The organism is Aquitalea aquatica (genome assembly GCF_013911085.1).
Taxonomy (GTDB): Bacteria; Pseudomonadota; Gammaproteobacteria; order Burkholderiales; family Chromobacteriaceae; genus Aquitalea; species Aquitalea aquatica.
Genome location: NZ_JACERN010000022.1, coordinates 229,372 through 255,447, shown reverse-complemented (window position 1 = coordinate 255,447; position 26,076 = coordinate 229,372). Strand labels below are relative to the sequence as shown.

Here is a 26,076-nt window from a genome sequence, read left to right as displayed (position 1 = left end):
GCCGTTTCAGATTCAAACGGCTGTACGAATGAAGCTAGAACGCGCTTTTGACATTCTCTTTCACCAACTGGAAACCCTGCCGCGCGCAGATTGCCTGTCTGCCAAAACCGGCCAGCAATGGCAGTCGCTCAGCAGCGCCGACGTGATGGAGGCGGTCAATGCCGTCAGCCTGGGCCTGCTGCAACTGGGCATGGTACGCGGTGACAAAGTAGCCATCGCCGCCGACAACTGCCCGGCCTGGACCATTGTCGATCTCGCCCTGCAACAAATCGGGGCCATCAGTGTACCGCTCTACCCCACCTGCACGCTGGATGATGCACGCTATATCCTGGCTCATGCCGAGGTCAAGCTGGCCTTCGTCGGCAGCGCTGCCTTGTACAAGAAGCTGGCGCAGGCGCTGGATGGACGCAGCTGCCCGCTGTACGCGCTGAACCCGCTGACCGGGCTGCCATGCTGGACCGAGCTGCGCGAGGCCGGCCGCCATGGCGACCTGCGCCAGCTGGCTGCGCTACGCAGCAGCATCCAGGCCGACGACGTGTTCACCATCATCTATACCTCGGGCACCACCGGTCGCGCCAAGGGTGTGATGTTGTCGCACCGCAATGTGGTCAGCACCGTCATCGCCACCGCCGAGCACACCCGCTTGCCGCCAGGCCAATGCCGGGCGCTGAGTTTCCTGCCGCTGTCGCATATCTTCGAGCGCGCCGGCGTGCTGTATTACCTGCTCACCGGTACCGCTGTGTATTTTGCCAGCGTCGACACCCTGTCCACCAGCCTGAGCGAAGTACGGCCGCATACTTTCAGCGCAGTACCGCGCGTGCTGGAAAAAGTGCATGAAAAACTGGTGGGCAAAACCAAGGAACTGGCTGGCTGGCGCCGCCGCCTCTACCTGTGGGCGATTAGCCGTGCCGAAGCCTATCAGCCGGATCAAGCGCCACGCGGCCTGGCTGCGCTGCAACACGCGCTTGCCGACCGGCTGGTCTACCGCAAGTGGCGTGCCGCCATGGGCGGCGAGCTGCGCTGGGTGAATGTCGGCTCGGCCGCACTGCAGCCACGGCTGGCGCGCCTGCTGTGGGCCAGCGGCATTGCCGTGGCCGAAGGCTATGGCATGAGCGAAACCGCGCCGGTGATCAGCGCCAATCCCTTTGTCGCAAAAGACGTACGCATTGGCAGCGTCGGCATTCCGCTCAAGGGCGTGGAGCTGAAACTGGCTGATGATGGTGAAATCCTGGTGCGCGGGCCAAATGTGATGGTGGGCTATTACAAGGAGCCGGCACTCACCGCCGCAACCGTACAGGATGGCTGGCTGCATACCGGTGATATCGGCGTACTGGAGCAGGGTTATCTGCGCATTACCGACCGCAAGAAGGAAATGTTCAAGACCAGTAACGGCAAATACATCGCCCCGCAATTGCTGGAAAACAAGCTGAAGGAATCCGCCTATATCGACCAGATCATGGTGGTGGGCGACGGGCAAAAATTCGCCGCAGCCCTGATCGTGCCCCTGTATGAGCGGCTGCAGGAGTGGTGCCAGGAACATGGCATCACTTACACTACCAATAGCGAGATGCGCCTGCATCCGCGCATCGTCGAGCTGATCGAGCGCGAAGTGAAACGCTTCAACCGGCACTTCGGCAGCTGGGAGCACATCAAGAAGTTTTCCCTGCTGGACAAGCCCTGGTGCGTGGACGCCGGCGAACTAGCCCCCACACTCAAGCTGCGGCGCAAGGTAATCAGCGAACGCTGCCGCGCCCTGATCGACAATATGTACCGCCACGCCTGAGCCCAGCGCCTGCTAGCGCGCCGGCCCCGGCTGGCGCCCAACACGCAGGAGCTTTCATGATTGCCGCGATTGACCACATCGTACTGACCACCGCCCGCCTGGATGAGTGCATCGCTTTTTATTGCGATGGGCTGGGCATGACGCTGGAACGCTTCATCGGCGGCACGCCACCGGTGGAAAGGCTGGCGCTGCGCTTTGGCCGGCAAAAGATCAATATCCATGTGCAGGGCAAGGAGTTCGAACCCAAGGCCCAGCTGCCCACACCTGGCGCGCTTGACCTGTGCTTTATCGCCGAGCTGCCGCTGGCCGAGGTCATCCAGCAGCTACAAGCCAGGCAGATTGCCATTATCGAAGGCCCGGTGCTGCGTACCGGTGCCACCGGCAAGATCAACTCGGTCTATGTACGCGACCCCGATCACAACCTGATCGAGATTTCCGAATACCTGTCCTAGCCCCCTGCCGGCACTGGCTCAACGCTGGTGCGCCAGCTCCAGCTTGCGCTCCACCCGCTTCTGCAGGCGCTCGAAGCTGGCGCTCATCATCCAGTACAGTGCAGCCGCGCCGAGGTAGAGCGGCAAGGGCTGGAAAGTCTGGGCGATCACTTCCTTGGTGGCCAGCATCAGCTCGGTCACGGTAATCACCGACACCAGCGAGGTGTCCTTGATCAGGCTGATCAGCGAGTTGGACAGGCTGGGCACCGACAGGCGCAGCGCTTGCGGTGCCACGATATAGCGCATGGTCTGCCACCAGCTCAAGCCCAGCGACAGGCCGGCATCCCACTGGCCGCGCTCAACCCCGGCGATACCGCCACGCAGGCTTTCCGACAGATAGGCCGCCACGTTCAGCGTCAGCGCCAGCACACCGGCAGGTACCGGCTCCAGTTCGATGCCGATGCCCGGCAAGCCGTAATAAATCACGAAAATCTGCACCAGCAGCGGCGTACCACGCATGGCGCTCACGTAAAAAGCCACCAGCTGCGACAGCACCGGCACCTTGCCCACCCGCAGCAGAGCCACCACAAAGCCCAGCAGCAAACCCAGCACCATGGCCACCACCGCAAACAGCAGTGTATACAGCGCGCCCTTGAGCATCACCGGCAAGGCGGCCTCGATCAGTCCTGCCCATTCCATGCATTCATCCCCATTCAGAAACAGCTGCGCCCCTGACTGGCAGGGGCGCAGTAATCAGCACATTCTAATGGTACTGACGGTAAAACACGATGCCCGCAGAGGGCCAGACCCGCTTACTTGGCAGCGGTCGGCGCCTTGGAGACATCAATACCAAACCACTTGACCGAAATCTTCTTGAAGCTGCCGTCGGCCTTCATGTCATTCAAGGCCTTGTCCACTGCCTGCTTGAACTTGGGGTTGTTCTTGGCAAACGGAATGCCCATGGTGGTGATGTCACCCACCGGATGGCCAGCCTTCAAGGGCAGCTTGGCTTGCTTGATGGCAAAGGGAATCAGCAGGCTGTCGTTGAGCGCGGCGTCGATACGGCCGGTGGCCAGATCCTGCAGGTTTTCCGGTGCCGACGGATACACCTTCACCTCGATGCCATTCACCGCCTTCACCATGTCGGCATAGTTGCTGCCCTGGCCCACGCCAACCTTCTTGCCTTTCAGGTCATCCAGCGACTTGAACACGCGGCTCTCGTTCTTGCGCACGATCAGCTGGGCGCTGGAATAGGTATAAGGCTGGGAAAAGTCGAAAGTTTCCTTGCGCTTGTCGGTAATGCCCACCTGATTGACCACCACGTCAAACTTGCCAGCCTGCAGGCCGGCCAAGAGGCCGCTCCACTCGCCGGTGGTGAATTCCGGCTTGACCTTCAGGCGCTTGGCCACTTCGGTAGCCACTTCCACATCAAAGCCGGTGAGCTGCTGATTGGCATCCTTGAAGGTAAAGGGCGGGTAGGTCCCTTCCACGGCAATTTTCAGCGTACCGCGCTGTTTCACGGTGTCCAGCAGGTCCGCCGCCAGAGCGTGGCCAGCGAAGGTGGCGATAAGGGTAGCCAGCAGAATTTTTTTCATATCAAAATAACCCTGAGTTATTTTAAACAAACAATTTAATCAAAGGCGGAATATATCAATACTCACGCCGGCAAGCCAGCAACTTCTACAGTGGACACAGCATACGCCGACTTCAACGCACAAACAGCCACACAGTCAGCAAGCTGCCCACCACCACCACAAAGCCGCGCAACTGCCGCTCCGGCAGGCGGTGCATCAGCCAGCCACCCACCACGCCACCGGCAATACCACCGGCGCCCAGCGCCAACACTGCCGACCAGTTGATCAACGGAGAAAAGGCAAAGATCGCCACGGCCGAGGCGTTCATGGTCATGGCCAGTGCATTCTTGGTGGCCGTGGCCATCCGCACCTGCTGACCGGCAATGGTGAGCGCGGCCAGCATCAAAAACCCGATGCCACCACCAAAATAACCGCCATAAACGGCAATCGCCCCCTGAATCAGCAAGAGCAAGGGAGTGGGCAGATGACGCGGCGGCGCATCCGGGTCCACCACCGGCTTGCGGCGAAAACTGCCCCAGGCAAACACGCTGGTGGCAAACAACACCAGCCAGGGTACCAGCCGGGTAAAGATGCTCACCGGCGTCGACAGCAATAACATTGCCCCCAGCACACCGCCAATCAGGCTGACCACAAACAGCTGCCGAAACGGCACTGGCCCTACCCCGCCCACCAGCTTGCGCCCGGCCAGCGCCGAGGTGATCTGGCTGGGAAACAGTGCGATGGTACTGCTCATATTGGCCGCCAGCGGATTCAGCCCGGCCAATAACAAGGCGGGAAAGGTAATGAAAGAACCGCCACCGGCCAGCGCATTCTGAATGCCTGCATACAAGCCTGCAGCGGCAATCAATGCCAGCAGGGGAAGTGGCAGGGACAAGGTAGACATAAACAGCTCCGCAGGAAATCGGCGACACGCCAGGCGCCATTCTGCCTTGGATACCAAAGAAAAACACTCGGGTTTTCCCGCAATGGCAACAACTTGAGTCGCGCAGCATCCCAAGAGCAGCTAACAAAATAGCGCAGCGCCCTGGGACAAGACGCACCGAAGCCGACAGTTGCAGTAGTACGGCAAGGCGGCGCAACACGGCAGCAGGTTTTTTGTTAGCGGCTCCAAGCAGACTGGCCGCCAGCCAGCAGCCCTGTTAGTCTGTCGGCATAAGCCGACAAGGCAGCCAGCATCCACTGCTGCAGGGAGAAAACATGAAGCTGATCAAAGGAGCCGCCGCCATCCTGGTGCTGGCCGTAGCAGGGTGGTGCGGCATTGCCCCGGGCATTGTTGGCATGCGTACCGAAGACAAGATGCGCAGCGACTTCGCCACGCTGGCCAACACAGCCACCGGGTCGGTGTTCAGTCTGCAGCAGTTTGATCGCGGCTGGTTCAGTTCCAGCGCCCGCGCCTTGCTGAAATTGCCGCTGAGCAATCAATTGCAAACCTTGCAGTTCGACTTTCACGTCAACCAGTTCCCCCTGCCCTTCGTGCGCTGGTCGCGCACTGACATCACCCTCACTCCACTGGATGCCCAAGGCCAGGCAGGCCAACCGTTGCCACTGCAGCTTTACACCATTCGCTCTACCGATGGCAGCAGCACCAACCACATTTCCGGGCAGGACGTCACACTGAGCAGCCCGACCGGCACGCTCACTTTCAGCATCGCCGGTACCACGCGGACCCAGCCCGGGCAGCCCATCACATACGACCTTACGCTGCCCGGTATCAGCTACCGCGCCGGTCCAGCAAGTGCTGGCGGTATCGAGCTGAGCATGGTCAATCTCAAGCTCAATGGCAGCCTGGCCGCCTTCAGCACACCGGATGAACCGTGGACCTCGCAGCTGACACAACAATTCGACAGTGCCAGCCTGCTGAGCAACAGCATGCCGCTGGCCCAGCTCGGCCCCGCCCATCTGGATGTCAGCGTGCGCGATAAGGCAGGCAATGTCGACATCAGCTACCGCACCCACTTGTCCAGCCTCAAGCTGACACCGTCCGGACTTCCTCCCGGGCTACAGCCCATCCAGCAGGACAATATCGACGTCGATTTCAGCTATAACAATCTGCACAAACAGACGCTGACCGCCTGGCAAACCGAAGCGCTGACATTGAACAACCGTGCCGATCTACGCGCCAACCCTGCCGCCATGCAGCAGGCATCCATGGCACTGGTCTACAAATACATGGGCGGCTTCCTGGCCCAATCCCCCAATTTCAAGCTGGACCGCCTGTCCTTCCACATGCCACAAGGCAGTTTCAAGGCCAACTTCGCCATCAGTTTCGATGGCTCCGGCGTCAAACCGGCCGACATCACCCTGGCGTGGCTGGCCGCACAAGGACAGCGCCGCAGCAGCCTGCAAGCCGGCATGACTCTGGAGCGTAGTCTGCTCGATGGCCTGCTCCCCCGCAGCGGTGGCCTCGGACAAACCGCCCAGGCAAGGGCAAGCGCCGATGCCATGCTCGCGCAATGGCAAGCACAGGGGCTGATCAAGGACGATGGCAAGTTCATCAGCAGCAGCCTGCAGATTGACGGCAGCGGCATCAAGGCCAACGGCCAGCCACTCAATCTGCCGGCAGCCATGGCCGGCATGAGTGGCATGAGTGGCATGAACGGCGCACCGGTTCAGCCGGCCCCCGCCGCGCCCATCACCCCGCTCCCATCCGTTGCCGCCACCCCAGCGGCCACCCCAGCTATCGCGCCAGCTGCGCCGGCCGATAACCAAGCCGTCCATACCGCTCCGGCAAGCCCCAAGCCCAGCCCAGCACCAGCCGAAGCCGCCGCACCGGCAGCCACCAGTCAGGCCGCACCGGCCAAACCGGCCACAGCACACCATGCCCTGCCCGGCCCGCAACGCGACCTCAGACACTGTCTGAGCCTGCCCAACGACCGCGCCATCATGCGCTGTGCCGAGCATTAAGCCAGCCGCACCAAGCCAGCTAACACCCCACCAAACAAAACGCCCCTGGGATGAACCATCCAGGGGCGTTTCACATGCAACAGCGGCCAAAGCCGCAGCTAACTTAGACGTTGAACAGGAAATTCATCACGTCACCATCCTGCACCACGTATTCCTTGCCTTCCGAGCGCATCTTGCCAGCTTCCTTGGCCTTGGCTTCGCCACCCAGGGTGACGAAATCGTTATAGGCAATGGTCTGGGCGCGGATGAAGCCGCGTTCGAAGTCGGTGTGGATCACACCGGCAGCCTGCGGGGCGGTATCGCCCACGTGGATGGTCCAGGCGCGTACTTCCTTCACCCCGGCGGTGAAGTAGGTTTGCAGGCCCAGCAGCTTGTAGCCAGCACGGATCAGACGGTCAAGACCCGGCTCTTCCAGGCCCATTTCCGCCAGGAACTCAGTCTTGTCCGCGTCTTCCAGATCGGCAATTTCGCTTTCGATAGCGGCGCACAATGCCACCACCGGCGCGCCTTCACGCTCGCCCAGTGCTTGCAGCTTGTCCAGGTAGGCATTGTTCTTGAAGCCGTCTTCGGACACGTTGGCCACATACATGGCTGGCTTGATGGTGAGCAGGCACAAGGGCTTGATGATGGTGATTTCTTCATCGGACAGCTTGAGCGAGCGCACCGGCAGGCCTTGGTCCAGATGTGGCATCAGCTTTTCCAGCACGGCGATCAGCGAGCGTGCGTCCTTGTCGCCGGACTTGGCTTTCTTGCCTTCGCGCTGCATGGCTTTTTCGACCGAAGACAGGTCGGCCAGTGCCAGTTCGGTGCCGATGGTTTCGATGTCGGCAATCGGATCGACCTTGCCAGCCACGTGCACGATGTTGTCGTCGTCAAAACAGCGCACTACGTTGACGATGGCGTCGGTTTCGCGGATGTTGGCCAGGAATTGGTTGCCCAGGCCTTCGCCCTTGGACGCACCAGCCACCAGGCCGGCGATATCGACGAATTCGACGATGGCCGGCTGGATTTTTTGCGGGTTGATGATCTTGGCCAGCTCGGCCAGACGCGGATCCGGCACTTCCACGATGCCCACGTTCGGCTCGATGGTGCAGAAGGGATAGTTGGCGGCTTCGATGCCGGCTTTGGTCAGCGCATTAAACAGGGTGGACTTGCCAACATTGGGCAGGCCAACAATACCGCACTTCAGACTCATGTCAGCATTCCTTGCAATCGATTCACAATCAGGCGGGCCGTTCGCGCCGGCCCGGTTCATTACTTGGCTGCAGTATGCAGCTCTTTCATGGCCATCGCCATATTGCCGGCAATGGCCAGCGGCAGATAATTCAGTGATTTGAGCACCGCGTCATCAATGGCGCCCTGCTCTTCTGCACGTGGCTTTTTCAGCACGAAATTGGCCACTTCATTACGGTCGCCCGGATGGCCAATGCCCAGACGCAAGCGCCAGAACGCCGGCGAGCTCAGCCGCGCGGCGATGTCTTTCAAGCCATTATGGCCGCCATGGCCGCCGCCCTGCTTGAGGCGGGCCGTGCCCGGTGGCAGGTCCAGCTCGTCGTGCACGACCAGGATTTCATCGGGCAGAATCTTGTAAAAATGCGCCAGCGCCAGCACGGCCTGACCGGACAGATTCATGAAGGTCAGCGGCTTGAGCAGCCAGATATCCTGGCCTTCAATCTGGACGCGGGCAATATCACCATGGAACTTGCCCTCGGTACGCCAGTTGCCCTTGTATTTCCAGCACAACTCGTCCAGCAGCCAGAAGCCGGCATTGTGACGGGTCTTTTCGTAATCCGGGCCGGGATTGCCCAGACCGACAATCATGCGAATGGCAGACATGATCGAGAATTCCAATAAAAAGGCTCGCTGCGGGCGGGTAGCCTCACAACGAGCCCTTGTCAAACAAGCACTAATGCTTAGGCGTTGGCCAGAGCAATGGCTGCGTCTTCGCCACGAACCAGGGCGGCGATTTCAACACCGGCCGGCAGTTTCAGGTCGGACAGGTGTACAGCTTCGCCTACCTTGATGGCAGACAGGTCAACTTCGATGAACTTCGGCAGGTCGCCCGGCAGTGCGCGAACTTCCACTTCATTGATGATGTGGCTGATCTTGGCGCCTTGCAGCTTAACGGCGTCCGATTGGTCGGCGTTAACGAAGTGCAGTTGAATCTTTACGTGTACTTTTTGGCTCAGGTCAACACGTTGGAAATCAATGTGCATCACTTGCTGTTTGTACGGGTGGTTCTGGAAGTCACGCAGGATGACAGCTTGCTTCTGGCCGTCAATAACCAGATCCAGAATCGCAGAGTGGAATGCTTCTTCCTTCAGTGCGTAGAATACGGTGTTGTGGTCCAGAACGATGGACTCAGCAGCACCATTGCCGTATACCACGGCCGGCAGTTTGCCAGCGTGACGCAGGCGGCGGCTCGCACCAGTACCCATCTCTTCGCGCTTGGCGGCGATCAATTCATAAGCCATGTAAAGCTCCAGTATTTCAAGTTAAAGGCACCAGCCCCGCCGCGACCAGCGGGCCTGATGTTACGGCAGGCAAGCGCCCGACGAAACCAGTTCCTCATTGAAGAGGTAGGACACCGATTCCTCGTTGTTGATGCGGCGCAGCGTCTCGGCCAGCAGGCCGGCGATGCTGGCAACCCGGATATTCGGGCAGGCCAAGGCCTGTGCAGTCAACGGAATGGTATCGGTGACAACGACCATGTCGATGTCAGAATTCTTGATGCGATCCACGGCCTGGCCGGAGAAAATCGCATGGGTAGCGTAGGCCAGCACGCGCTGGGCACCGCGCTCTTTCAGAGCGGAAGCGGCCTTGCACAGGGTGTTGGCGGTATCGATCATGTCATCCACGATCAGACAGGTACGGCCAGATACATCACCGATGATGTTCATCACCTCGGCCACATTGGCCTTGGGACGACGCTTGTCGATGATGGCGAGGTCGGTGTTCAGGGCCTTGGCCATGGCACGGGCACGTACCACACCACCCACGTCCGGGCTGACCACGATCAGATCGTCAATGCGCTGGGCACGGATGTCTTTCAGCAGCACCGGGGTGGCGTAGACGTTGTCCACCGGGATGTCGAAGAAACCCTGGATCTGGTCCGCGTGCAGATCGACGGTGAGTACACGGTCGATACCAGCGCTGGTCAGCATATTGGCTACCAGCTTGGCGGAGATCGGTACACGTGCCGAGCGCGGGCGACGGTCCTGACGGGCGTAGCCAAAATAAGGAATGGCTGCGGTAATCCGGCCGGCAGAAGCACGCTTGAGCGCATCGGCCATGGTCAGGATTTCCATCAGGTTGTCATTGGTGGGAGCACAGGTGGACTGCAGGATAAACACGTCGCGACCACGGACATTCTCCAGCAGTTCAACGGCGACTTCGCCATCGCTGAACTTGCCGACATCGGCGCGGCCGAGGGAGATATCCAGATGCTTGACCACGTTTTGAGCGAGTTCCGGGTTAGCGGTCCCGGTAAATACCATCAAACTGTCGTATGACGCCATGATTCCATTTGCCTTAGCAGGATAAAGAAAAAGCGTGTAAGGGATTCTTACACGCTTTTTTCATGCTCTCTCTATTGAGAGAAAGTCTTGGCTGGGGAGGTAGGGATCGAACCTACGAATGCCGGAATCAAAATCCGGTGCCTTACCACTTGGCGACTCCCCAATAAACTTTCATTCAATGTCCAGCAAGGGGTGGCTATTCAGCCCTTTTGCAACAAATCCCTTATATTTTACGGACATTGCCTGATAAACTTTATCGGCTTCTTCCTCAGACTGGCACTCCAGAAACACACATGCTCCTGAACCAGTCATCAGCGGCGAACCATATTTTTTCAACTCGCTCAGTACTTCATTCACCGCCGGGTACATCTCTGAAACAACTTGCTGCAGCTCGTTTCGTCGTTGCTGCGTTGTTTCGAGGATTCGCATTATGCTGATGGTGCCTTCCTCTGTCAACACCCTTCCGGCAAAATTCTGAAAGATTTTTGCCGTCGGGACATGAACACCGGGGTGAATGACCACGTACCATGCGGGTTTCAGATTGATTTCATTCAGTTTTTCGCCAATTCCAGTTGCCAGCGCATTTTTGCCAAAAATGAACACAGGAAGGTCCGCTCCCAGCGACAAACCCAGCTCCATTAATTTTTCACGTGAAAAATTTGTTTGCCACAGCCGGTTCAGCGCCAATAAAACCGTGGCGGCATCAGAACTGCCGCCGCCCAAACCACCGCCCATGGGGATGCGCTTGGTCAAACGGATGGTGGCGCCCAGGCTGCAGCCGCTAGCCTGCTGCAATAAACGGGCTGCCCGTACCGTTAGGTCCTGCTCCGGGGGCACGCCATCAATCGGGTTGAGCAAGACGATCTGGCCGTCGTCGCGCACGGCCAACTCCACCGTGTCGCTGTAGTCGATGAAGCGGAATACCGTTTCCAGTAGATGGTAGCCATCGGCGCGTTTGCCGACGATGTGCAGCAGCAGGTTGAGTTTGGCCGGCGCGGGATAACTGTGAAATTGTGGGGACATGCAGGAATTCATCCGGAGAAAATGCGGAAATGACAATGAATGGCTAGTGCCAGTTTTGCGGCAACAAACGCAAGGTCAGTTTGTCGCGCTGCATTTCTACCCGCTTGGGATAGAGACCGGGGGCATCGGCATCACTGACGAAGCGTATGGTCCAGCCCTGCTGGTCGAGGCTGCCATCGCTGGCAAACTGATAAGGCGCATCCGGGGCTGGCAGACCGCGTATCCACCACACCAGATTGCCCAGCGGCAGGGTCCAGCCCAGCACATCGTGGGTCAGGTCCTCGACATTGGCTGCCTGCCAGCTTTTGCCATCAGCCAGCAAGGTGACACCGGCAGCATCGCGCCGCAATTGCGCCACCGTACTGCCCAGCGGGCTGTTTACCGATAGGAGGTCGGCTTGGGGCTGGTGGGTCCAGTCAAATTGCCCAACTGAACCCTTGCCATCCATATTGATGGAAATGCGACCGCTTACCGTAAAGGGGCTATCCTGCGCGGCAGCACTGACCGTGCTGGCCGGGCGGAATACCGTTTCCGTGGCACAGCCGGCCAGCAGCAGGCTGCCTGCCAGCATAGTCAGGATGAACGCGTTCTTCATGGCAGACGGAAACGCTTGAGCGCATCCTGTAAAGTCTCATTGCCCGGATCGCGTACCAAGGCACGGTTCCACACCTTCAGCGCTTCCTGCTTGCGTCCTAGCTTCCACATCACCTCGCCCAGATGGGCGGCAACTTCACTATCCTGCATGGCGGCATAGGAGCGTTCCAGGTATTTCAGGGCAGATTCGCTGCGGCCCAGCTTGAACAGCACCCAACCCATGCTGTCCAGGATCATCGGATTATCCGGATCAGCCTTGAGTGCTTTCTCGATATAGCCGAGTGCTTCCTGGTGGCGGCTGCTGCGGTTGGCCAGGGTATAGCCCAGAGCATTGAGCGCCTGCGGATCATCCGGCTTTTCCTTGAGCAGGGCTTTGAGGTCGCGCTCGGCATCGCCCAGATTACCCAGCTGGTCGGCAACCAGTGCCCGGTCGTATAGCAGCTCGGGCGAGCGCGGCCAGCGTTCCAGGGCCTGGCTCAGAATGCGGTAAGACAGATCGTAGCGCTTGGCATTGCGCGCCATTTCAGCCTGCTGCATGGCCACCTGCACTTTTTCCTGCTCCCCCTCACCCAGCGGTGCCAGCCGCTGCAGCGCCTGGTCCAGTTTGCCATCAGCGGCATCCAGCGCTGCCAGCCGACCCTGTGCCGGCAGATATTGCTGTCCTTTGCCCACGCTTTGATACCAGCGATAAGCTGCACTCTTGTCCTGGCGATCTTCGGCTACCTGCCCCAGGGTGAAGCGGATGAAATCGGTTTCCGGGTGCTTTTGCTGCAAGGCGGCAGTCAGGCGCTGGTCGGCTGCGTCAAGATCCCGCAATTGATAGGCCAGCAGGCCAGTCGCGTACAGCAGCTCGGGATTATCCGGGTTTTGCTTGAGCAGGGCTTCGAACGCGCTACGCGCCTCGGCAAAGCGCTTGGCCCCTACCAGCAGACGCGGGTAAGCCGTGCGCAGTTCCAGTCCGGCATCGGGGCGGCGCTGCAGCTCGTGCTGCAGGAAGTCGATGGCCATTTCCAGCTTGATACGGCGCAGCCTGTCGGTCTGCCAGGCTACTGGCAGATCCCATTTGGGGGCGATCTGCGCCAGTCGGTCGAACTCGCGCTGGATGGTGACATCATCATTGATCTCGGCCGCCACCGCGATGACGGCGAAACGGGCTTCCGGCAGATCCGGATAGCGACTGGCCAGACGATTAACCATCGCCGATGCCGCCTTCTTGTCAGACTGACGGGCCGTCAGCCGAGCCAGTTGCACAAAAATGTCCGGTGCCCGCTGCGGTTCGCGCTTGAGCAGGTCTTCCACCAGCGGTTCGCTTTCCGCCAGCTTGCCGGAACGCAACATGGTGATGAACAGCTGCTCGCGCGGGACTTGCGAACTCGGGTCCAGTTCCATCCACAAGGCTAGCGAATCGGAGGCTTCTTTCAATTGCCCGGCAAACAGGGAGAACTCAGCAGCACGCTGGGCCAGCCGTGGGTCTTTGGTCTGGCGGGCCAGATCGAGATAGGTCACCGCAGACGAGCCGGCCGCACCGCGCTGGGCGGCAATTTCGCTGGCCAGTACGCCATAGACGATTTGCGGGGTCAGTTCCTGCTTGGGCAGCTTGGCATTGTCATCGGCGCTGGCGGCCGGTTCGTCGTCAGCCGCTTCCGCATTGCTTTGGGCCGGCGCACTGGAGTGCAAGGGGGATTTCAAGGTGGTGCAAGCTGACAACAGCAGCACCAGCAACAAGGAAATAGGTCGATTCAGCGGTTTCATTCGCATGGAGTCTGTGCCGGTTGAACGCGTAGAATAGCACGCTCGGTTATTTGATCTAGTCAATCTTGTCCTGAAAGCAAAAGCAGCATGCCTGAATTGCCTGAAGTCGAAACGACCCGTCGTGGTGTGGCACCTTATCTTGATGGCGCCACGCTGCAAGGTGCCATCGTACGTGACGGCCGCCTGCGCTGGCCGGTGCCACCTGATCTGGATGCCATTCTTTCCGGTTTGACAGTACGCGCAGTCACGCGCCGTGCCAAGTACCTGATCGTCCATTTCGATAGTGGTTCCCTGCTGATCCATCTGGGGATGTCCGGCAGCCTGCGCTATGTTCCGGCGACAACGCCGGTCCAGAAGCATGATCATATCGACCTGAAACTGGGCAGCCATGTGCTGCGCTACCGTGATCCGCGCCGCTTTGGTGCCATGCTGTGGCATGTCGGGCCCCTGGAGTTTCATCCCCTGCTACAGGCACTGGGGCCGGAACCGCTGACCGACGACTTTAACGGTGATGTGCTGTACGCCGCCATCAGCAAGCGTAGTGCAGCCATCAAACTGGTCATCATGGATAACCATGTAGTGGTTGGCGTGGGCAATATCTACGCCAACGAATCGCTGTTTCATGCCGGCATCAACCCCACCCGTGCCGCATGTGAGCTGAGCCGTGCTGACTGCCACGCACTGGCAACCGAAATCAAACGGGTGCTGGCGCTGGCGATCGAGGCCGGCGGCAGCACGCTGCGCGACTTCGTCAACACCGAAGGCAAGTCCGGCTACTTCCAGCAGGACTACTATGTCTACGACCGGCAGGAACAAGCCTGTCGCATCTGCAGCAGCCCGATTCGTCAGATACGGCAAGGTCAAAGGAGTTCCTACTATTGCCCGCTGTGTCAGCCATGCTAGAGTGGCTGGTCATTCAACCCCGCACATGAAGCGCCGCGCACCTTGAAGTCTACCGCCACTACGTCTTACCTCACCCGCGCCAGCCGTTTGCTGCGCCTGGTCTGTCACATTGCCCTGGGCATTTTCATCGTTGCCACCCGCTATCCGCGCCTGGCCCAAGCAGAACGCGCCGTGGTCACGCGCCGCTGGTCGGGGCATCTGCTGAAGATTCTCGGCATCACGGTGCGGGTGGAGGGTGTGAATCCGGGCTTCTATCCGCCCAATACCCTGCTGGTGGCCAACCATGTGTCCTGGCTGGATATTTTCGTACTGAGCAGCTGCACGGTGTCGCGCTTTGTGGCCAAGCGCGAAATCCGCTCCTGGCCGCTGATCGGCTGGGTGGTGAATGCTGGCGGTACGCTGTTTATCGACCGTAGCAATCGCCGCGATGCCAGCCGCGTCAATCAACTACTGGCCGATGCGCTGGGTAAGGGCAGCTGCATGGCGGTATTTCCAGAGGCCACAACGTCGGAAGGCACCGGCATTCTGCCGTTCAAGGCCTCGCTGTTTGAAGCCGCCCTGCCCTCGCGCAGCACGGTGCAACCGGTGTCGATGCGCTACCAGCTGCCCGATGGCCGCCTGACCACCGCCCCGGCCTACGCCGGTGACACCACCTTCTGGCAAAGCATCAAGCGGATACTGGCGCAGCCGGCCATGGAAGTCGCGCTGACCTACGGCCAGCCGCTGAAGGCGGGCGAAGGCGAGCTGACTACCCGCTTTGCCCTGTCGGAGCGCGCTTTCCGTGAAGTCAGCCTGGGCCTCAAGCTGCCACTTCCCGATAAGCCGGACACGGCAACGAAAACGTCTGTCGATCCTCAAGCCGAAGTGCAGTAAGGCTGCCGCCCCACAGGCAACCACTGTCGATGGACAGGATGTCTTCGGTCACGTGCAGGCCCAGTGCCGACCAGTGGCCACAAATAATGGGCGTGTGGCTGCTGCGCCGGCCCTTGGCCTCGAACCAGGGAATCAGGTTGGCCGGTGCCCCGTCCAACTCACCCTTGTAAGCCAGATCGATTTCCCCTTCCCGGGTGATGAAACGCATGCGTGTCATGGCATTGACGATGACGCGCAGCCGCTCGGCACCTTTTAGGTCGTCAGCCCAGCGCGTGGGCTTGTTGCCATACAGCCGTGACAGGAAGTCACGGTAGTAGGGACCAGACAAACCATTCTCCACCTCTTCAGCCAGCCGCAATGCCTTGTCTATGCTCCATTCCGGTAACAGGCCGGCATGCACCATGGCATAGCCTTGCTCAGCAATCATCAGTGGCTGACAGCGCAGCCAGTCCAGCAAGACCTTGCCATCCGCCGCGTTCAGGATGTCGTCCACCGTATCACTGCGGTGTAGCTTGCCAAAGCCTTCGGACACCGCCAGCAAATGCAGGTCGTGATTACCCAGCACGATCTGCACCCGGTCTTGCTGCTGAAATACCCAGCGCAGCACCTGCAAGGATTCCGGGCCGCGGTTGACCAGGTCACCGGTCAGCCACAGCGTATCCTTGCCGGGATTGAATTCGATTTGTCGCAGCAGTTGCTGAAAGGGGCCGAAACAGCCCTGGATATCGCCAATTGCGTATGTCGCCATCTTCACCTCTGACAATGCGGCAGGTCGCACCGGGCCAACCGCGGATAGTCTCATGATACCCCATGCTACAATGCACGGCCTTGGTTACCACGATGCTACGCCGCCCGACAGCCGCCCTGGCTTTCTCCCGGCCAGCCTCACCGCCGGAACTCCACCCATGTCCGCACCTCAGCTCAATCCGCCGCAGCGCGAAGCCATTCATCACCTTGACGGCCCTTTGCTGGTGCTGGCCGGAGCCGGTTCCGGCAAAACCCGCGTCATTACCTACAAGATCACCCACCTGATCCGCCACGGGAATATCCCGGCACGGCATATCGCCGCCATCACCTTTACCAACAAGGCGGCCCGCGAAATGCTGGAACGGGTGGGCAAGCTGCTCTCCGCGCAGGAAATCCGTGGCATTACCGTGTCCACCTTCCATTCGCTGGGCATGCAGATCCTGCGCCAGGAAGCGCCGCATCTCGGCTACAAGCCACAGTTTTCCATTCTGGATGCCTTCGATGCCGGCAAGATCATCGCCGACATCCTGAAAACCACGCACAAGGACGAAGTGCGCAAGGTGCAAAGCCAGATTTCGCTATGGAAAAACGATCTGAAGGGGCCGGACCAGATGCTGCTGGAAGCCCAGGGCGAATGGGAAAGCATCTGCGCCCGTACCTATCTGGCCTACCAGGACACGCTGACCGCCTACCAGGCGGTGGATTTTGACGACCTCATCCGCCTGCCGGTGCAGCTGTTCAAGACTCACCCGGACGTCCTGCTCAAATGGCAGGGCAAATTGCGCTATCTGCTGATCGACGAATACCAGGACACCAATACCTGCCAGTACCTGATGGTGAAGCTGCTGGCCGGGGTGCGCGGCCAGTTTACCGCTGTAGGCGACGACGACCAGTCCATCTACGCCTGGCGCGGCGCTAATATGGAAAACCTGCGCCTGCTGCAGCAGGATTTCCCACAGTTGAGAATCATCAAACTGGAACAGAATTACCGCTCCACCGCCCGGATTCTACGCGCCGCCAACTCAGTCATTTCCAACAATCCCAAGCTGTTTGAAAAGCAGCTGTGGAGCGAGTTGGGCCTGGGTGAGCCGATTCATGTGGTGCAGTGCAAAGACGAAGAGCACGAAGCGGAAATCGTGGTGCAACGGCTGCTGGCCCACAAATTCGAATACCGCACCGAATTCAAGGACTACGCCATCCTGTACCGAGGCAACTATCAGGCACGCATTTTCGAGCAGGCTCTGCGCAATCAGCGCATCCCCTACCAGATGGCTGGCGGTCAGAGCTTTTTCGACAAGCCGGAAATCAAGGATGTGCTGTCCTACCTGCGCCTGATCACCAACCCGGACGACGATCCTGCCTTTATCCGTGCCGTGACCACCCCCAAACGCGGCGTCGGCACAGGCACACTGGAAAAACTGGGTGGCTGGGCCGGCCAGTGCAGCAAGAGCCTGTTTGCCAGCGCCTTCGAGCCCGGTTTTCGCGTGCAGGTGCAAACAGCACAGCTGGAACCGCTCAGCCAGTTCTGCGACTTCATCAACCGCCTGCAATACCGTGCCACCCGCGAGCCGGCTGGCGAGCTGGCCATGGAGCTAGTCAAGGCCATCAACTACGAAGGCTGGCTGTACGACAGCGAAGACAGCCCGCGCATTGCCGAAACCAAGTGGAAAAACGTGCTGGAACTGGTCGCCTGGCTGGCGCGCAAGGGTGAGGCCGACGGCAAGAACCTGATCGAGCTATCGCAGACCATTGCCCTCATCACCATGCTGGAAGGGCGCGACGAAGGCGAGGTCGACGCCGTCAAGATGTCCACCCTGCACGCCTCCAAGGGCCTGGAATACCCTTATGTATTTCTGGTGGGCACTGAAGAAGGCATCCTGCCGCACAGCGAATCGGTGGATAACGGCATGGTGGAGGAAGAACGGCGGCTGATGTATGTGGGCATTACTCGCGCCCAGCGCATGCTCACCCTCACCTATTGTGTGAAACGCCGCCGCGCTGGTGAGTGGCAATTTGTCGAGCCATCGCGCTTTATTGCTGAGATCGATGGCGGCGATCTGCGTCACTTTGGCCGCCCTGGCGCCGAACCCATCGTCAGCAAGAGCGAAGGCAAATCCAAGCTGGCCAGCCTGACGGCCATGCTGGCCGAAAAAACCAAACCAGCCGACAGCTGATCGTCACCCAGATAAGCAGACATAAAAAAACGCGCTGCAAGCAGCGCGTTTTTCATTGGCAGAGACTTCTGCTTACTTGGCGTTATTCACCATGTATTCGACGGCAGCGCGGAATTCCGCATCGCTGCCACCAAAACCACCCTTGGGCGGCATGGCGTTCAGGCCCTTGGTGGCGATCTTTACCACTTCGTCCAGACCCACCTTGGTGCGTTCAGCCCAGGCAGCCTTGTCGCCAAACTTCGGTGCACCAGCCACGCCAGCAGCGTGACAGTTGGTGCAGACGGTTTCGTAGATCTTCTTGCCCACCACGGCCGGATCGGCCGGAGCACCAGCACCACCAACCGGCGGCTCGGTAAACTTGGCGCCAGCAGCATTGCCCATATAGGCCACGGCACGCTTCACTTCATCGTCGGTCAGGTCAGCAGCGCCACCCTTGGCCGGCATGGCATTGAAGCCTTGCAGTGCATGTTGGGTCAGCGTATCCCAGCCCTTGGCAATACGTGCGCCCCAAGCACCGGCATCACCAAATTTAGGCGAACCAGCCAGACCTTGACCGTGACAGGAAATACAGATCGCCTTGAATACCTGTTCACCATTACGCATGCCCGGAGGTGCGTCGCTGGCTTTCGATTCGCCAACCGGCTTCAGGCGAGCGGCAACAGCCTCCTTGGTCATGACCTCGGCATCAACGTTGTAACCACCAGTCGCCAGCTTGGCCAGCAACCAGATCGCCACTACCAAACCCACAACGACGCCAATCAGGACCTTGATGATCTGACCGGGAGCCATTCCGTTCTCATTACTCATTCGAGCCTCGCCTGAAAAAAATGACAATTAAGATGGGAGGGATTATACGGTAAGCCGCGAAGCAAGGCAAAAACCATACACTGGACTCGGACATGCCCTTTGCGCTATGATCCGCCCTGCTTTAGTCGCAAGATCACAGCGCACCCGTAGCTCAGTTGGATAGAGTGTCAGTTTCCGAAGCTGAAGGTCACAGGTTCGATCCCTGTCGGGTGCGCCAATAATATCAAACACTTACAGAAACTTCAGTGTAAGTGCTTTCTGAAAATCTCCCATCACCCCTCTCTACGGGACGACTTCGGGACGACTTTTCCACATACTACTGCTCCCCCATACTCAGCCATGTAGCGATCTACTTTAATAGGTTGTCGTTTTTTTTCAGTGAGTTTTACTCTCACAGCACTCCTCCAGCTACATCACCAAGATAGAAAAGCGTGGCACAACGGTAACAACATAATGCGTCTTGCTTCGCGTAGGTGACGGCATTACTTCAGTACTGCGGTGTCTCATTAGCAACTTCAGTATCGCTGAATAAAATGAGTAATTGGCTCCTGATGCCCAAGAGCCAAATCGAGTAAATCAGATTACTCGCCGATCTGGCTTTGCAGATAATTAGCCAGGCTGACATCGCGGATCAGGCTGAGCTGGGTTTCCAGCCAGTCTATGGTTTCTTCGCAATGTTCCAGCAGCTCCTGCAGCAGTTCGCGGCTGACAAAATCCTGCTTCTGTTCGCAATGGGCAATACCGGCTACCAGTTGCGGGCGCTGTACGTCGGTTTCATAGCGCAGGTCGCTGCGCAGGCACTCTTCCACCGTTTCGCCAATGTGTAGCTTGCCCAGATCTTGCAGATTGGGCAGGCCTTCCAGGAACAGGATGCGTTCGATCAGTTCGTCGGCTTCTTTCATCACCCGGATGGATTGCTTGTACTGGTAGTCGTTGAGGCGCTGCAGCCCCCAGTTACGGAACATGCGGGCATGCAGGAAATACTGGTTGATGGCGGTCAGTTCGTTGCGCAACAGCTGGTTGAGCAATTTGATAACGGTTTTGTCGGCTTTCATGATGTGTCCTTATGCCATCTGGCTTTGCAGGTAGTTGGCCAGGCCGGTCAGCTCGATCAGACGCAGTTGTTTTTCCAGGAAGTAGGCATGGTCCATTTCTGTGTCGTCCAGCTGCACCACCAGCATTTCACGGCTGACATAGTCGGCTTCCTGTTCGCACAGGGCAATCGCCTTTTTCAGTTCACGCGTGACCTTGTACTCCACGGCGAGATCGGACTTGAGCATGTCCGGCACCGTGCTGCCAATTTGCAGTGCTTCGCGCTTGCTCAGGTCGGGCTTGCCTTCCAGAAACAGGATGCGCTGGATGATGGCCTGGGCGTGTTCGCGCTCATGCGCCGATTCGTGCAGGGCCTTTTCTGCCAGCTTGTGCAGACCCATGTCGGCATACACTTCGCCATGCAGCAGGTATTGGTCGACGGCGGTCAGTTCTCCTGCCAGCAGTGTGTTGAGCAGATCGATGATGTTTTGTTTGCCTTGCATGGGGAAAGGTCCTTCCAGCAGTTGAACGGGGCAGGCCACACGGGCCATGGGCAGCGCCGCCAGTCAGCATTGATGCTGCCGGCAGGAGCAGCGGGACGTTCCTGCAGTTTAAATGACAATATTTATCAATACTACCAATAACCGCCGTGGGCGCTGCCGCCGGCGGTTATTGCATGCAGCGGATGTCCGGCAGCTCAGGCCACCAGCCCCCTCTCCTGGCTCAGTACGGCAAGCAAATCAGGGACCGCAGCATACAGTGCCTGTACTTCTTCTTGCTGTTCGCTGATCTCCTCATGCTGGCGGCAATACTCTTCCAGCGCCTGGCAGCAGCCAATGACCTGGCTGGCATTGATGATGCGGGCGGCACCCTTGATCTGGTGGGCTATCCGCCCTACGCCAGCGGCATTGCCCAGCAAGACCAGGGCGCGCAAGGAGTCCATGTCGTCTTGCAGGCCTTGTTGCAGATGCCCCAGTAACTGTTGCAACTGTTCGGCCTCCATGAAGGCGAGTTCGTCCAGGCTGTAGCTAGGCTCCTGTCGGGTATCGGCTTCACTGAGGCGGCCATGCATGTGCTGTTGCAAACAGCCGCGCAGGCCGGCCAGGCTGATCGGTTTGAACAGGCAGTCATCCATGCCCGCAGCACGGCAGCGTTCGCGTTCGTCCGGCAGTGCGTTGGCGGTAAAGCCCAACAGCAAGACAGGGTTCAGCTGCTCTTGCTCCTCTTGTTGGCGAATGGCTTGTGCCAACTGGTAGCCGTTCATTTCTGGCATGTTGCAGTCGGTAAAGACCACGTTGAATCGTCCCTGCTGCCACATGATCAGTCCCTCGCGCCCATGGGCGGCGACATCGGTCTGATGGCCGAGATAGCGCAGTTGCTGTGATAGCAGCAGGCGGTTTGCCACATTGTCATCCACCACCAGAATACGCAGCCTGAGCTTGTCCGACTGCCCGGCCTGCAGGCTGGCGGCTGGTGCCACATCCACTTCGACATAGGCTTGTTCTGACAGCGGCAGTCGCAATTCGATATCCAGGCGGGTGCCATCATACGGGCGGCTGCTGAGGGTGAGCGAGCCTTGCATCATTTCACACAAGGTGCGGCTGATGACCAGCCCCAGTCCGGTACCACTCTGGACATTGCGCTGCGAGGCAACGGCCTGCCCGAATGGCAGGAACAGGCGCTGCTGGTCTTCGGCAGAGATGCCGATGCCGGTATCGGTGACCCGTATCTGCACCAGCAGTTGCTGGTCGGACAGCACGCTCTGGCGTACGCGTACTGTTACGCTGCCCTGCTGGGTGAACTTGATGGCATTGCTGAGCAGATTGGACAGGATCTGCTTGAAACGCAGCGGATCAAGCATGACCTGCCATTGTGCCGGCGTAGCCGGATCGACATCCAGAAACAAGCCCAGCTGCTTCTGCCTGGCCAATCCATCGAAAATGCGCATGACAGAGCGTGTCTGCTCCAGCAGATTACAGGGTTCCGGGTTCAGGCTGAGGTGACCGGACTCGATGCGCACGATGTCGAGAATATCGCCGATCAGGCCCAGCAGGCCTTGTGCCGAGTCATAGGCCACTTGTAGCGAAGGCTGGTCCACCACGCCATGGTCGGCCTGGCGCAAGGCCAGTTCCAGCATGCCGATGACCGCGCTCATCGGGGTACGGATTTCATGGCTCATGGTGGCGAGGAAGGTGGTTTTGGCCTGGCTGGCCTTATCGGCCTGCTCCTTGGCCGCCTGCAGCTCTTCGATCAGCCGGCGGCGTTCGCTGATGTCTATCCAGCCGCAGATGACACCGCGGATCACACCTTCAGTATCTCGGAAGGGCTGTATCCAGTGAAAGGCTGAAATATGCTGGCGGTTGAGCATGACTTCACGGTCGCGCTGGATGGGCACGCCGTATTCGATGGCCAGCTGGTAATCCTGTGCCAGGGTGGAGCGGGTCTTGTCGTCGATATCGATAATGCCGCCGATATTGTCGCGATGGCCCATGGCCTCTTCGCGGGTCAGGGTCAGCGCCTGCAGATAGTGTTCGTTGCAGCTGAGCAACTGGCCTTTGCGATCCAGCACATACACCGGATAGGGTGTGACATCGATCAGCGTGGTCATGAAGTTGAGCTGGTCGCTCAGCGCCTTTTCTGCGGTCTGGCGTTTGGCGATCTGTTTGCGCAAGCGGCTGTTCCACGCCAGCGACACCAGCAGCAGCAAGCTGGCGACGGCAATCACCAGATAGATCAGGCCAAGGCTGTAGTCATACCAGCTCTGGTTGCTGGCCCCAACATTAGTGCGCCAGCGTTCATTGAACAGGTTGTCGAGGCTCTCCGGACCGATGCTGAACAGAGCCTTGTTCAGAATCGACAGCAGGATGCGATGATCGGTCGGCACCGCCAGCGACAGCACATTGCCGGGCAAACCGGTAATGTTTGCCTCGCGTAATTTGCCGTTGAACAACAGCGGCAGGTAGTAGCGGCTGTTCATGGTGGCCACCAGCGCCATGTCGGCCTTGCCGTTTTCCACCATGTCGAATGCGGAAACCGGGTTGTTGACCTCTTTGAAAGTGGCACCGGGGAAGATCGTCTCCCATTGCATGGCCTTGACCAGCCCACGATTGACCACCACCACCTTGTTGCGCATGTCTGCCACGCCCTGCGGCGGATCGGTGTTCATCCGCACCACCAGATTGTAGGAAAGCGGGGTCAGCGGCTCGGAAAACAGCAGATTGTCGGCACTACCGACATTGCGGATGGGCAAGGTGGTGAGGTCGGCCTCGCCGCGCCGCATGATCTCGAGAATGTTTTCCAGCGAATGCGCTTTGCGAATTTCCAGCCGGACGCCCAGACGCTGGGCGATCAGTTCCAGCAGCTCGGCGCTGGCCCCACGCCACACTCCCTGATCGTCAAAAAAGGAAATCGGGGCAAAGCTATGGCCAGCCGCCACCTTGAGCACGGGGTGCTGCTTGAGCCATTGTTTTTCTTCCGGGGTGAAGTCGATGGGAAATACATGTGGCTGCAGCAGCAAGGTTCCGCCACTCCAGCGCTGGATCAATTGCTGGTGCTGTTGTTCACGGATCAGGCTCAGTGCCTTGTCCAAGACCTGGCGTAATAGGGTCTGGCTGGCCTGCATGGCAAAGGTTTGGTTATTGCGCTTGCTGAACTGCTGAATGACTTTCAGGTCGTCAACGAGGTTCTGATTGGCAACATAATTGATAGAAGTGGCATCGCCGAAAAACAGATCGACCTGATGCGCCGCCAGCGCTGACAAGCCTTCGGCTACCGAGGCGTAGTCGCTCACCTCAGCTTCCGGGTAGCGCTCGCGCAACAAGGCCGGGGAATGATAATGCTGCGGCATGCCAATGCGCAGCTTGTGCGGATTGGGCTCGCCATAGCCAACCAGGATGGGCAGGTCTTCCAGATAGGGCTGGCTCAGGCTTACTCCAGCGGTGTCAGGGCGCAGCGCAACGCTGCTACTGAGCAGGTCGATATCGCCACGCTGCAGTGCCTGCAGTGCCAGTTGCGCACTAGGGTAGCGATAGACCTCAGGCTGCAAGCCCAGCCTGCGACTGACAAAGCCGAAGACATCAGCGTTCAGCCCCTGAAAGCTGCCGCCGGCATTACTGATATCAAGTGGGGGGACATCATCGGCAATCCCCAGCCGCAAACGCTTCTTGTGCTTCAGCCATTCTGCCTCATGTGCTGGCAGTTCCAGCGTCTGTACGCTGTACACGTTTTGCGCACGTAGCTGTAAAGCCACCGCCCCGCCGGCAGGCTGCGTAGCCGCACCGGCGATGGAGCTGGCCATCAGGCACAGCCAGACGAAGAACAGCCAAAATGAGCGCATGACTTTCCTACTGCCAAGGATTAAAGACGACCGTTCAATCTGCTGTTTGCTCGCCATGTCCGCCACTATGTGGCAAGCACGCGACAAGCCCGATTGAGCAAATCATGTCACTAGCTAGACCTTCCCGCGAAGATACGTGGAAACCCGCATTTTTCTAGCAAGTACCGTCTTAACAGTATTGGTGAAGATTCCGAAAATTGGAAAGTCGCCCTTTCAGGCAGTTGAATTTTGAAAATTATTTTCATCAACTAACTGACGGCCAGTACAGAAAACAGCAGACAGTCTGGGGAAACAGCAGGGGGAATGCCGGGGACCAGAACGACAGGAGTGCAAAAAACTTGCAGTGGCTGCTTTATTGCAGCTCTTCCACTTTTTCCATTTTACGGCTGCGCAAATCTACCACCCGATGTATCTCTACGCGGATTTCTCCCTTGTAAAGCAGATACATCAGCTTGGCAGCCTTGCGCGCCTGATCGTGCGTCGAGTGCCATGGACCACTGTCATCGACACCAAAATCGCGCGAAATGAGGCGCAAGCGGTACATTTCCCTCTCTCCTCATGATGCTGGACACTATATTTATAGGTTTTCGCACCATCATGCCAGAAACTGCCCCGCGTCAAAAAGAGATTGTCCGCAAACGCCGCCAAACTTCAATCAAACGCCGGCATGAATGGCAAAGTCCAGCGGGTGGCACACGCCTGCCATGGCGGCGGCAATGTCGGCACTAGCCTGCTGCCAGTAGCCCAGGCGCAGCAAACAGTCTGTTGCGACCAATGCGGCATCAATCATGAAGCGCTCGGCAACCAGCAGCTCTTCCACTTCGCGCAGCGACAGGCAGACATGCTCGGCCACTTCGCCATCCTGATTACAGGGCAGCTCGCTGGGCTGCAGCCATAAATCGTAGACATGCAGCCATTCGCGATGCAGGCCGCGCTGTACTGGGCGCTCAGCCAGTAGCAGGCCGGTTTGCGGCAACAGCTCCAGTCGGTCCGCCGGAATGCCGGCCTCTTCCCAACCTTCACGCTCCAGCGCCAGCTCGATGGATTCACCGGCAGCAATGCCGCCACCCATCAGATTGTCCATGCGATTGGGGTCCACCGCCTTGTCCGGGCTGCGCCGCCCCACCCACATGCGTACTTCGCCCTGCGGGGTGCGGGTCAGGCCATTCAGATGCACGGCACGGCTGGTCAGTCCAAGCGGACGGAAGGCCGCCCGCTCCAGTTCGAACAGCGGCGTGCCATCCGCCAGAAAGGCGGTGAAGTTTTCATTGCGCCAGCCATTAAGCCAGCCTGCCTCATGCCAGCGCCGTGCTGCTGCCTGCAGCTGCTTGCTGATGGCGGCGTAATCGCCCTCCACCATGCAGACCAGCCCGGCTGGCTGGCGGCGAAACAAGGACGCCTCACTCAGCAGCAGGCGCTCCAGCCAAACCTGATTGACACAGCCCAGTTGGTGCGGGCCAATGAAGAGCGGGGTGAATGCACTGCGATCGAAACGGGTGATCTTGGCCAGATACCCCAGGACTCCATCCACTTGCATGATGACTCCGAACAGATTGCCTATTGCGGGAAGGCGCCATCATAGGATGCGACAAGGATTTTGCCCA

Annotated in this window: 23 protein-coding genes and 2 tRNA genes; 7 read left to right on the top strand and 18 right to left on the bottom strand. The window is 59.0% G+C overall.

The window, feature by feature from the left end:
* The first annotated feature begins 28 nt into the window (after positions 1-28).
* Positions 29-1,783 carry an AMP-dependent synthetase/ligase gene (locus tag H2Z84_RS07050; protein WP_181835345.1) on the top strand — a complete coding sequence of 585 codons (1,755 nt, stop codon included), beginning with the start codon at positions 29-31 and terminating at the stop codon, positions 1,781-1,783.
* 56 nt (positions 1,784-1,839) lie between these two features.
* Positions 1,840-2,235, top strand: a complete 396-nt coding sequence (locus tag H2Z84_RS07045) for a VOC family protein (protein WP_103524205.1) — start codon at positions 1,840-1,842, stop codon at positions 2,233-2,235.
* Positions 2,236-2,253: 18 nt separating this feature from the next.
* Here H2Z84_RS07045 and H2Z84_RS07040 read toward each other — a convergent pair whose 3' ends face one another.
* The 3 genes from H2Z84_RS07040 to H2Z84_RS07030 all read right to left on the bottom strand — a co-directional run bounded on the left by H2Z84_RS07040 (position 2,254) and on the right by H2Z84_RS07030 (position 4,692).
* Positions 2,254-2,913 carry an amino acid ABC transporter permease gene (locus H2Z84_RS07040; protein WP_103524204.1) on the bottom strand — a complete coding sequence of 220 codons (660 nt, stop codon included), beginning with the start codon at positions 2,911-2,913 and terminating at the stop codon, positions 2,254-2,256.
* Between the two features lie 113 nt (positions 2,914-3,026).
* A complete protein-coding gene (locus H2Z84_RS07035) occupies positions 3,027-3,809 on the bottom strand; it encodes a transporter substrate-binding domain-containing protein (protein ID WP_103524203.1) in 783 nt (260 codons plus the stop codon).
* A gap of 112 nt (positions 3,810-3,921) precedes the next feature.
* Complete coding sequence (locus tag H2Z84_RS07030) at positions 3,922-4,692, bottom strand: sulfite exporter TauE/SafE family protein (RefSeq protein ID WP_181835344.1); 771 nt, start codon at positions 4,690-4,692, stop codon at positions 3,922-3,924.
* A gap of 314 nt (positions 4,693-5,006) precedes the next feature.
* Here H2Z84_RS07030 and H2Z84_RS07025 point away from each other — a divergent pair, with 314 nt between their 5' ends.
* Positions 5,007-6,713 carry a DUF945 family protein gene (locus H2Z84_RS07025; RefSeq protein ID WP_181835343.1) on the top strand — a complete coding sequence of 569 codons (1,707 nt, stop codon included), beginning with the start codon at positions 5,007-5,009 and terminating at the stop codon, positions 6,711-6,713.
* A 103-nt stretch (positions 6,714-6,816) separates the two neighbouring features.
* On the opposite strand, the gene ychF is transcribed toward H2Z84_RS07025, so the two are convergent.
* The 8 genes from ychF to H2Z84_RS06985 all read right to left on the bottom strand — a co-directional run bounded on the left by ychF (position 6,817) and on the right by H2Z84_RS06985 (position 13,606).
* Complete coding sequence (gene ychF / locus H2Z84_RS07020) at positions 6,817-7,908, bottom strand: redox-regulated ATPase YchF (protein ID WP_181835342.1); 1,092 nt, start codon at positions 7,906-7,908, stop codon at positions 6,817-6,819.
* A gap of 59 nt (positions 7,909-7,967) precedes the next feature.
* The gene (gene pth, locus H2Z84_RS07015; protein ID WP_199105804.1) at positions 7,968-8,552 is read right to left on the bottom strand and encodes an aminoacyl-tRNA hydrolase; all 585 of its coding nucleotides are present in this window, start codon (positions 8,550-8,552) and stop codon (positions 7,968-7,970) included.
* 74 nt (positions 8,553-8,626) lie between these two features.
* Entirely contained in the window at positions 8,627-9,187 is a 561-nt protein-coding gene (locus H2Z84_RS07010; protein ID WP_181835341.1) for a 50S ribosomal protein L25/general stress protein Ctc, read from the bottom strand.
* 60 nt (positions 9,188-9,247) lie between these two features.
* Positions 9,248-10,231, bottom strand: a complete 984-nt coding sequence (locus H2Z84_RS07005; protein ID WP_124642207.1) for a ribose-phosphate pyrophosphokinase — start codon at positions 10,229-10,231, stop codon at positions 9,248-9,250.
* A gap of 88 nt (positions 10,232-10,319) precedes the next feature.
* Positions 10,320-10,394 (bottom strand) — tRNA-Gln (locus H2Z84_RS07000).
* Positions 10,395-10,402: 8 nt separating this feature from the next.
* Positions 10,403-11,254 carry a 4-(cytidine 5'-diphospho)-2-C-methyl-D-erythritol kinase gene (gene ispE / locus H2Z84_RS06995; RefSeq protein ID WP_181835340.1) on the bottom strand — a complete coding sequence of 284 codons (852 nt, stop codon included), beginning with the start codon at positions 11,252-11,254 and terminating at the stop codon, positions 10,403-10,405.
* A 43-nt stretch (positions 11,255-11,297) separates the two neighbouring features.
* Positions 11,298-11,849, bottom strand: a complete 552-nt coding sequence (lolB, locus tag H2Z84_RS06990) for a lipoprotein insertase outer membrane protein LolB (RefSeq protein ID WP_181835339.1) — start codon at positions 11,847-11,849, stop codon at positions 11,298-11,300.
* Positions 11,846-13,606 (bottom strand): tetratricopeptide repeat protein, encoded by a 1,761-nt coding sequence (locus tag H2Z84_RS06985; RefSeq protein WP_181835338.1) that lies wholly within the window; start codon positions 13,604-13,606, stop codon positions 11,846-11,848. The genes lolB and H2Z84_RS06985 overlap by 4 nt, the downstream gene beginning before the upstream one ends.
* An 81-nt stretch (positions 13,607-13,687) precedes the next feature.
* On the opposite strand from H2Z84_RS06985, the gene mutM reads away from it, so the two are divergent.
* The gene (mutM, locus tag H2Z84_RS06980; protein WP_181835337.1) at positions 13,688-14,503 is read left to right on the top strand and encodes a bifunctional DNA-formamidopyrimidine glycosylase/DNA-(apurinic or apyrimidinic site) lyase; all 816 of its coding nucleotides are present in this window, start codon (positions 13,688-13,690) and stop codon (positions 14,501-14,503) included.
* Positions 14,504-14,545: 42 nt separating this feature from the next.
* Positions 14,546-15,376, top strand: a complete 831-nt coding sequence (locus tag H2Z84_RS06975) for a lysophospholipid acyltransferase family protein (protein ID WP_181835336.1) — start codon at positions 14,546-14,548, stop codon at positions 15,374-15,376.
* Here H2Z84_RS06975 and H2Z84_RS06970 read toward each other — a convergent pair.
* Positions 15,303-16,124 carry a symmetrical bis(5'-nucleosyl)-tetraphosphatase gene (locus tag H2Z84_RS06970; protein WP_181835335.1) on the bottom strand — a complete coding sequence of 274 codons (822 nt, stop codon included), beginning with the start codon at positions 16,122-16,124 and terminating at the stop codon, positions 15,303-15,305. The genes H2Z84_RS06975 and H2Z84_RS06970 overlap by 74 nt on opposite strands.
* 157 nt (positions 16,125-16,281) lie before the next feature.
* Here H2Z84_RS06970 and H2Z84_RS06965 point away from each other — a divergent pair, with 157 nt between their 5' ends.
* Entirely contained in the window at positions 16,282-18,297 is a 2,016-nt protein-coding gene (locus H2Z84_RS06965) for a UvrD-helicase domain-containing protein (RefSeq protein WP_181835334.1), read from the top strand.
* Between the two features lie 72 nt (positions 18,298-18,369).
* Here H2Z84_RS06965 and H2Z84_RS06960 read toward each other — a convergent pair whose 3' ends face one another.
* Entirely contained in the window at positions 18,370-19,086 is a 717-nt protein-coding gene (locus tag H2Z84_RS06960; protein WP_258869322.1) for a c-type cytochrome, read from the bottom strand.
* A 158-nt stretch (positions 19,087-19,244) separates the two neighbouring features.
* Between H2Z84_RS06960 and H2Z84_RS06955 the strand changes: the two genes are divergently transcribed.
* A tRNA-Arg gene (locus tag H2Z84_RS06955) sits at positions 19,245-19,321 on the top strand.
* A 364-nt stretch (positions 19,322-19,685) separates the two neighbouring features.
* On the opposite strand, the gene bfr (H2Z84_RS06950) is transcribed toward H2Z84_RS06955, so the two are convergent.
* The 5 genes from bfr (H2Z84_RS06950) to H2Z84_RS06930 all read right to left on the bottom strand — a co-directional run bounded on the left by bfr (H2Z84_RS06950) (position 19,686) and on the right by H2Z84_RS06930 (position 26,009).
* Positions 19,686-20,159 (bottom strand): bacterioferritin, encoded by a 474-nt coding sequence (gene bfr, locus H2Z84_RS06950; RefSeq protein ID WP_181835332.1) that lies wholly within the window; start codon positions 20,157-20,159, stop codon positions 19,686-19,688.
* Between the two features lie 9 nt (positions 20,160-20,168).
* The gene (bfr, locus tag H2Z84_RS06945) at positions 20,169-20,639 is read right to left on the bottom strand and encodes a bacterioferritin (protein ID WP_181835331.1); all 471 of its coding nucleotides are present in this window, start codon (positions 20,637-20,639) and stop codon (positions 20,169-20,171) included.
* A 194-nt stretch (positions 20,640-20,833) separates the two neighbouring features.
* Positions 20,834-24,472, bottom strand: a complete 3,639-nt coding sequence (locus tag H2Z84_RS06940) for an ATP-binding protein (RefSeq protein ID WP_181835330.1) — start codon at positions 24,470-24,472, stop codon at positions 20,834-20,836.
* A 352-nt stretch (positions 24,473-24,824) separates the two neighbouring features.
* Positions 24,825-25,016: a hypothetical protein gene (locus H2Z84_RS06935; protein WP_181835329.1), complete on the bottom strand. Its 192-nt coding sequence runs from the start codon at positions 25,014-25,016 to the stop codon at positions 24,825-24,827.
* 111 nt (positions 25,017-25,127) lie between these two features.
* Complete coding sequence (locus H2Z84_RS06930; RefSeq protein WP_181835328.1) at positions 25,128-26,009, bottom strand: NUDIX hydrolase; 882 nt, start codon at positions 26,007-26,009, stop codon at positions 25,128-25,130.
* Between the last annotated feature and the right edge of the window lie 67 nt (positions 26,010-26,076).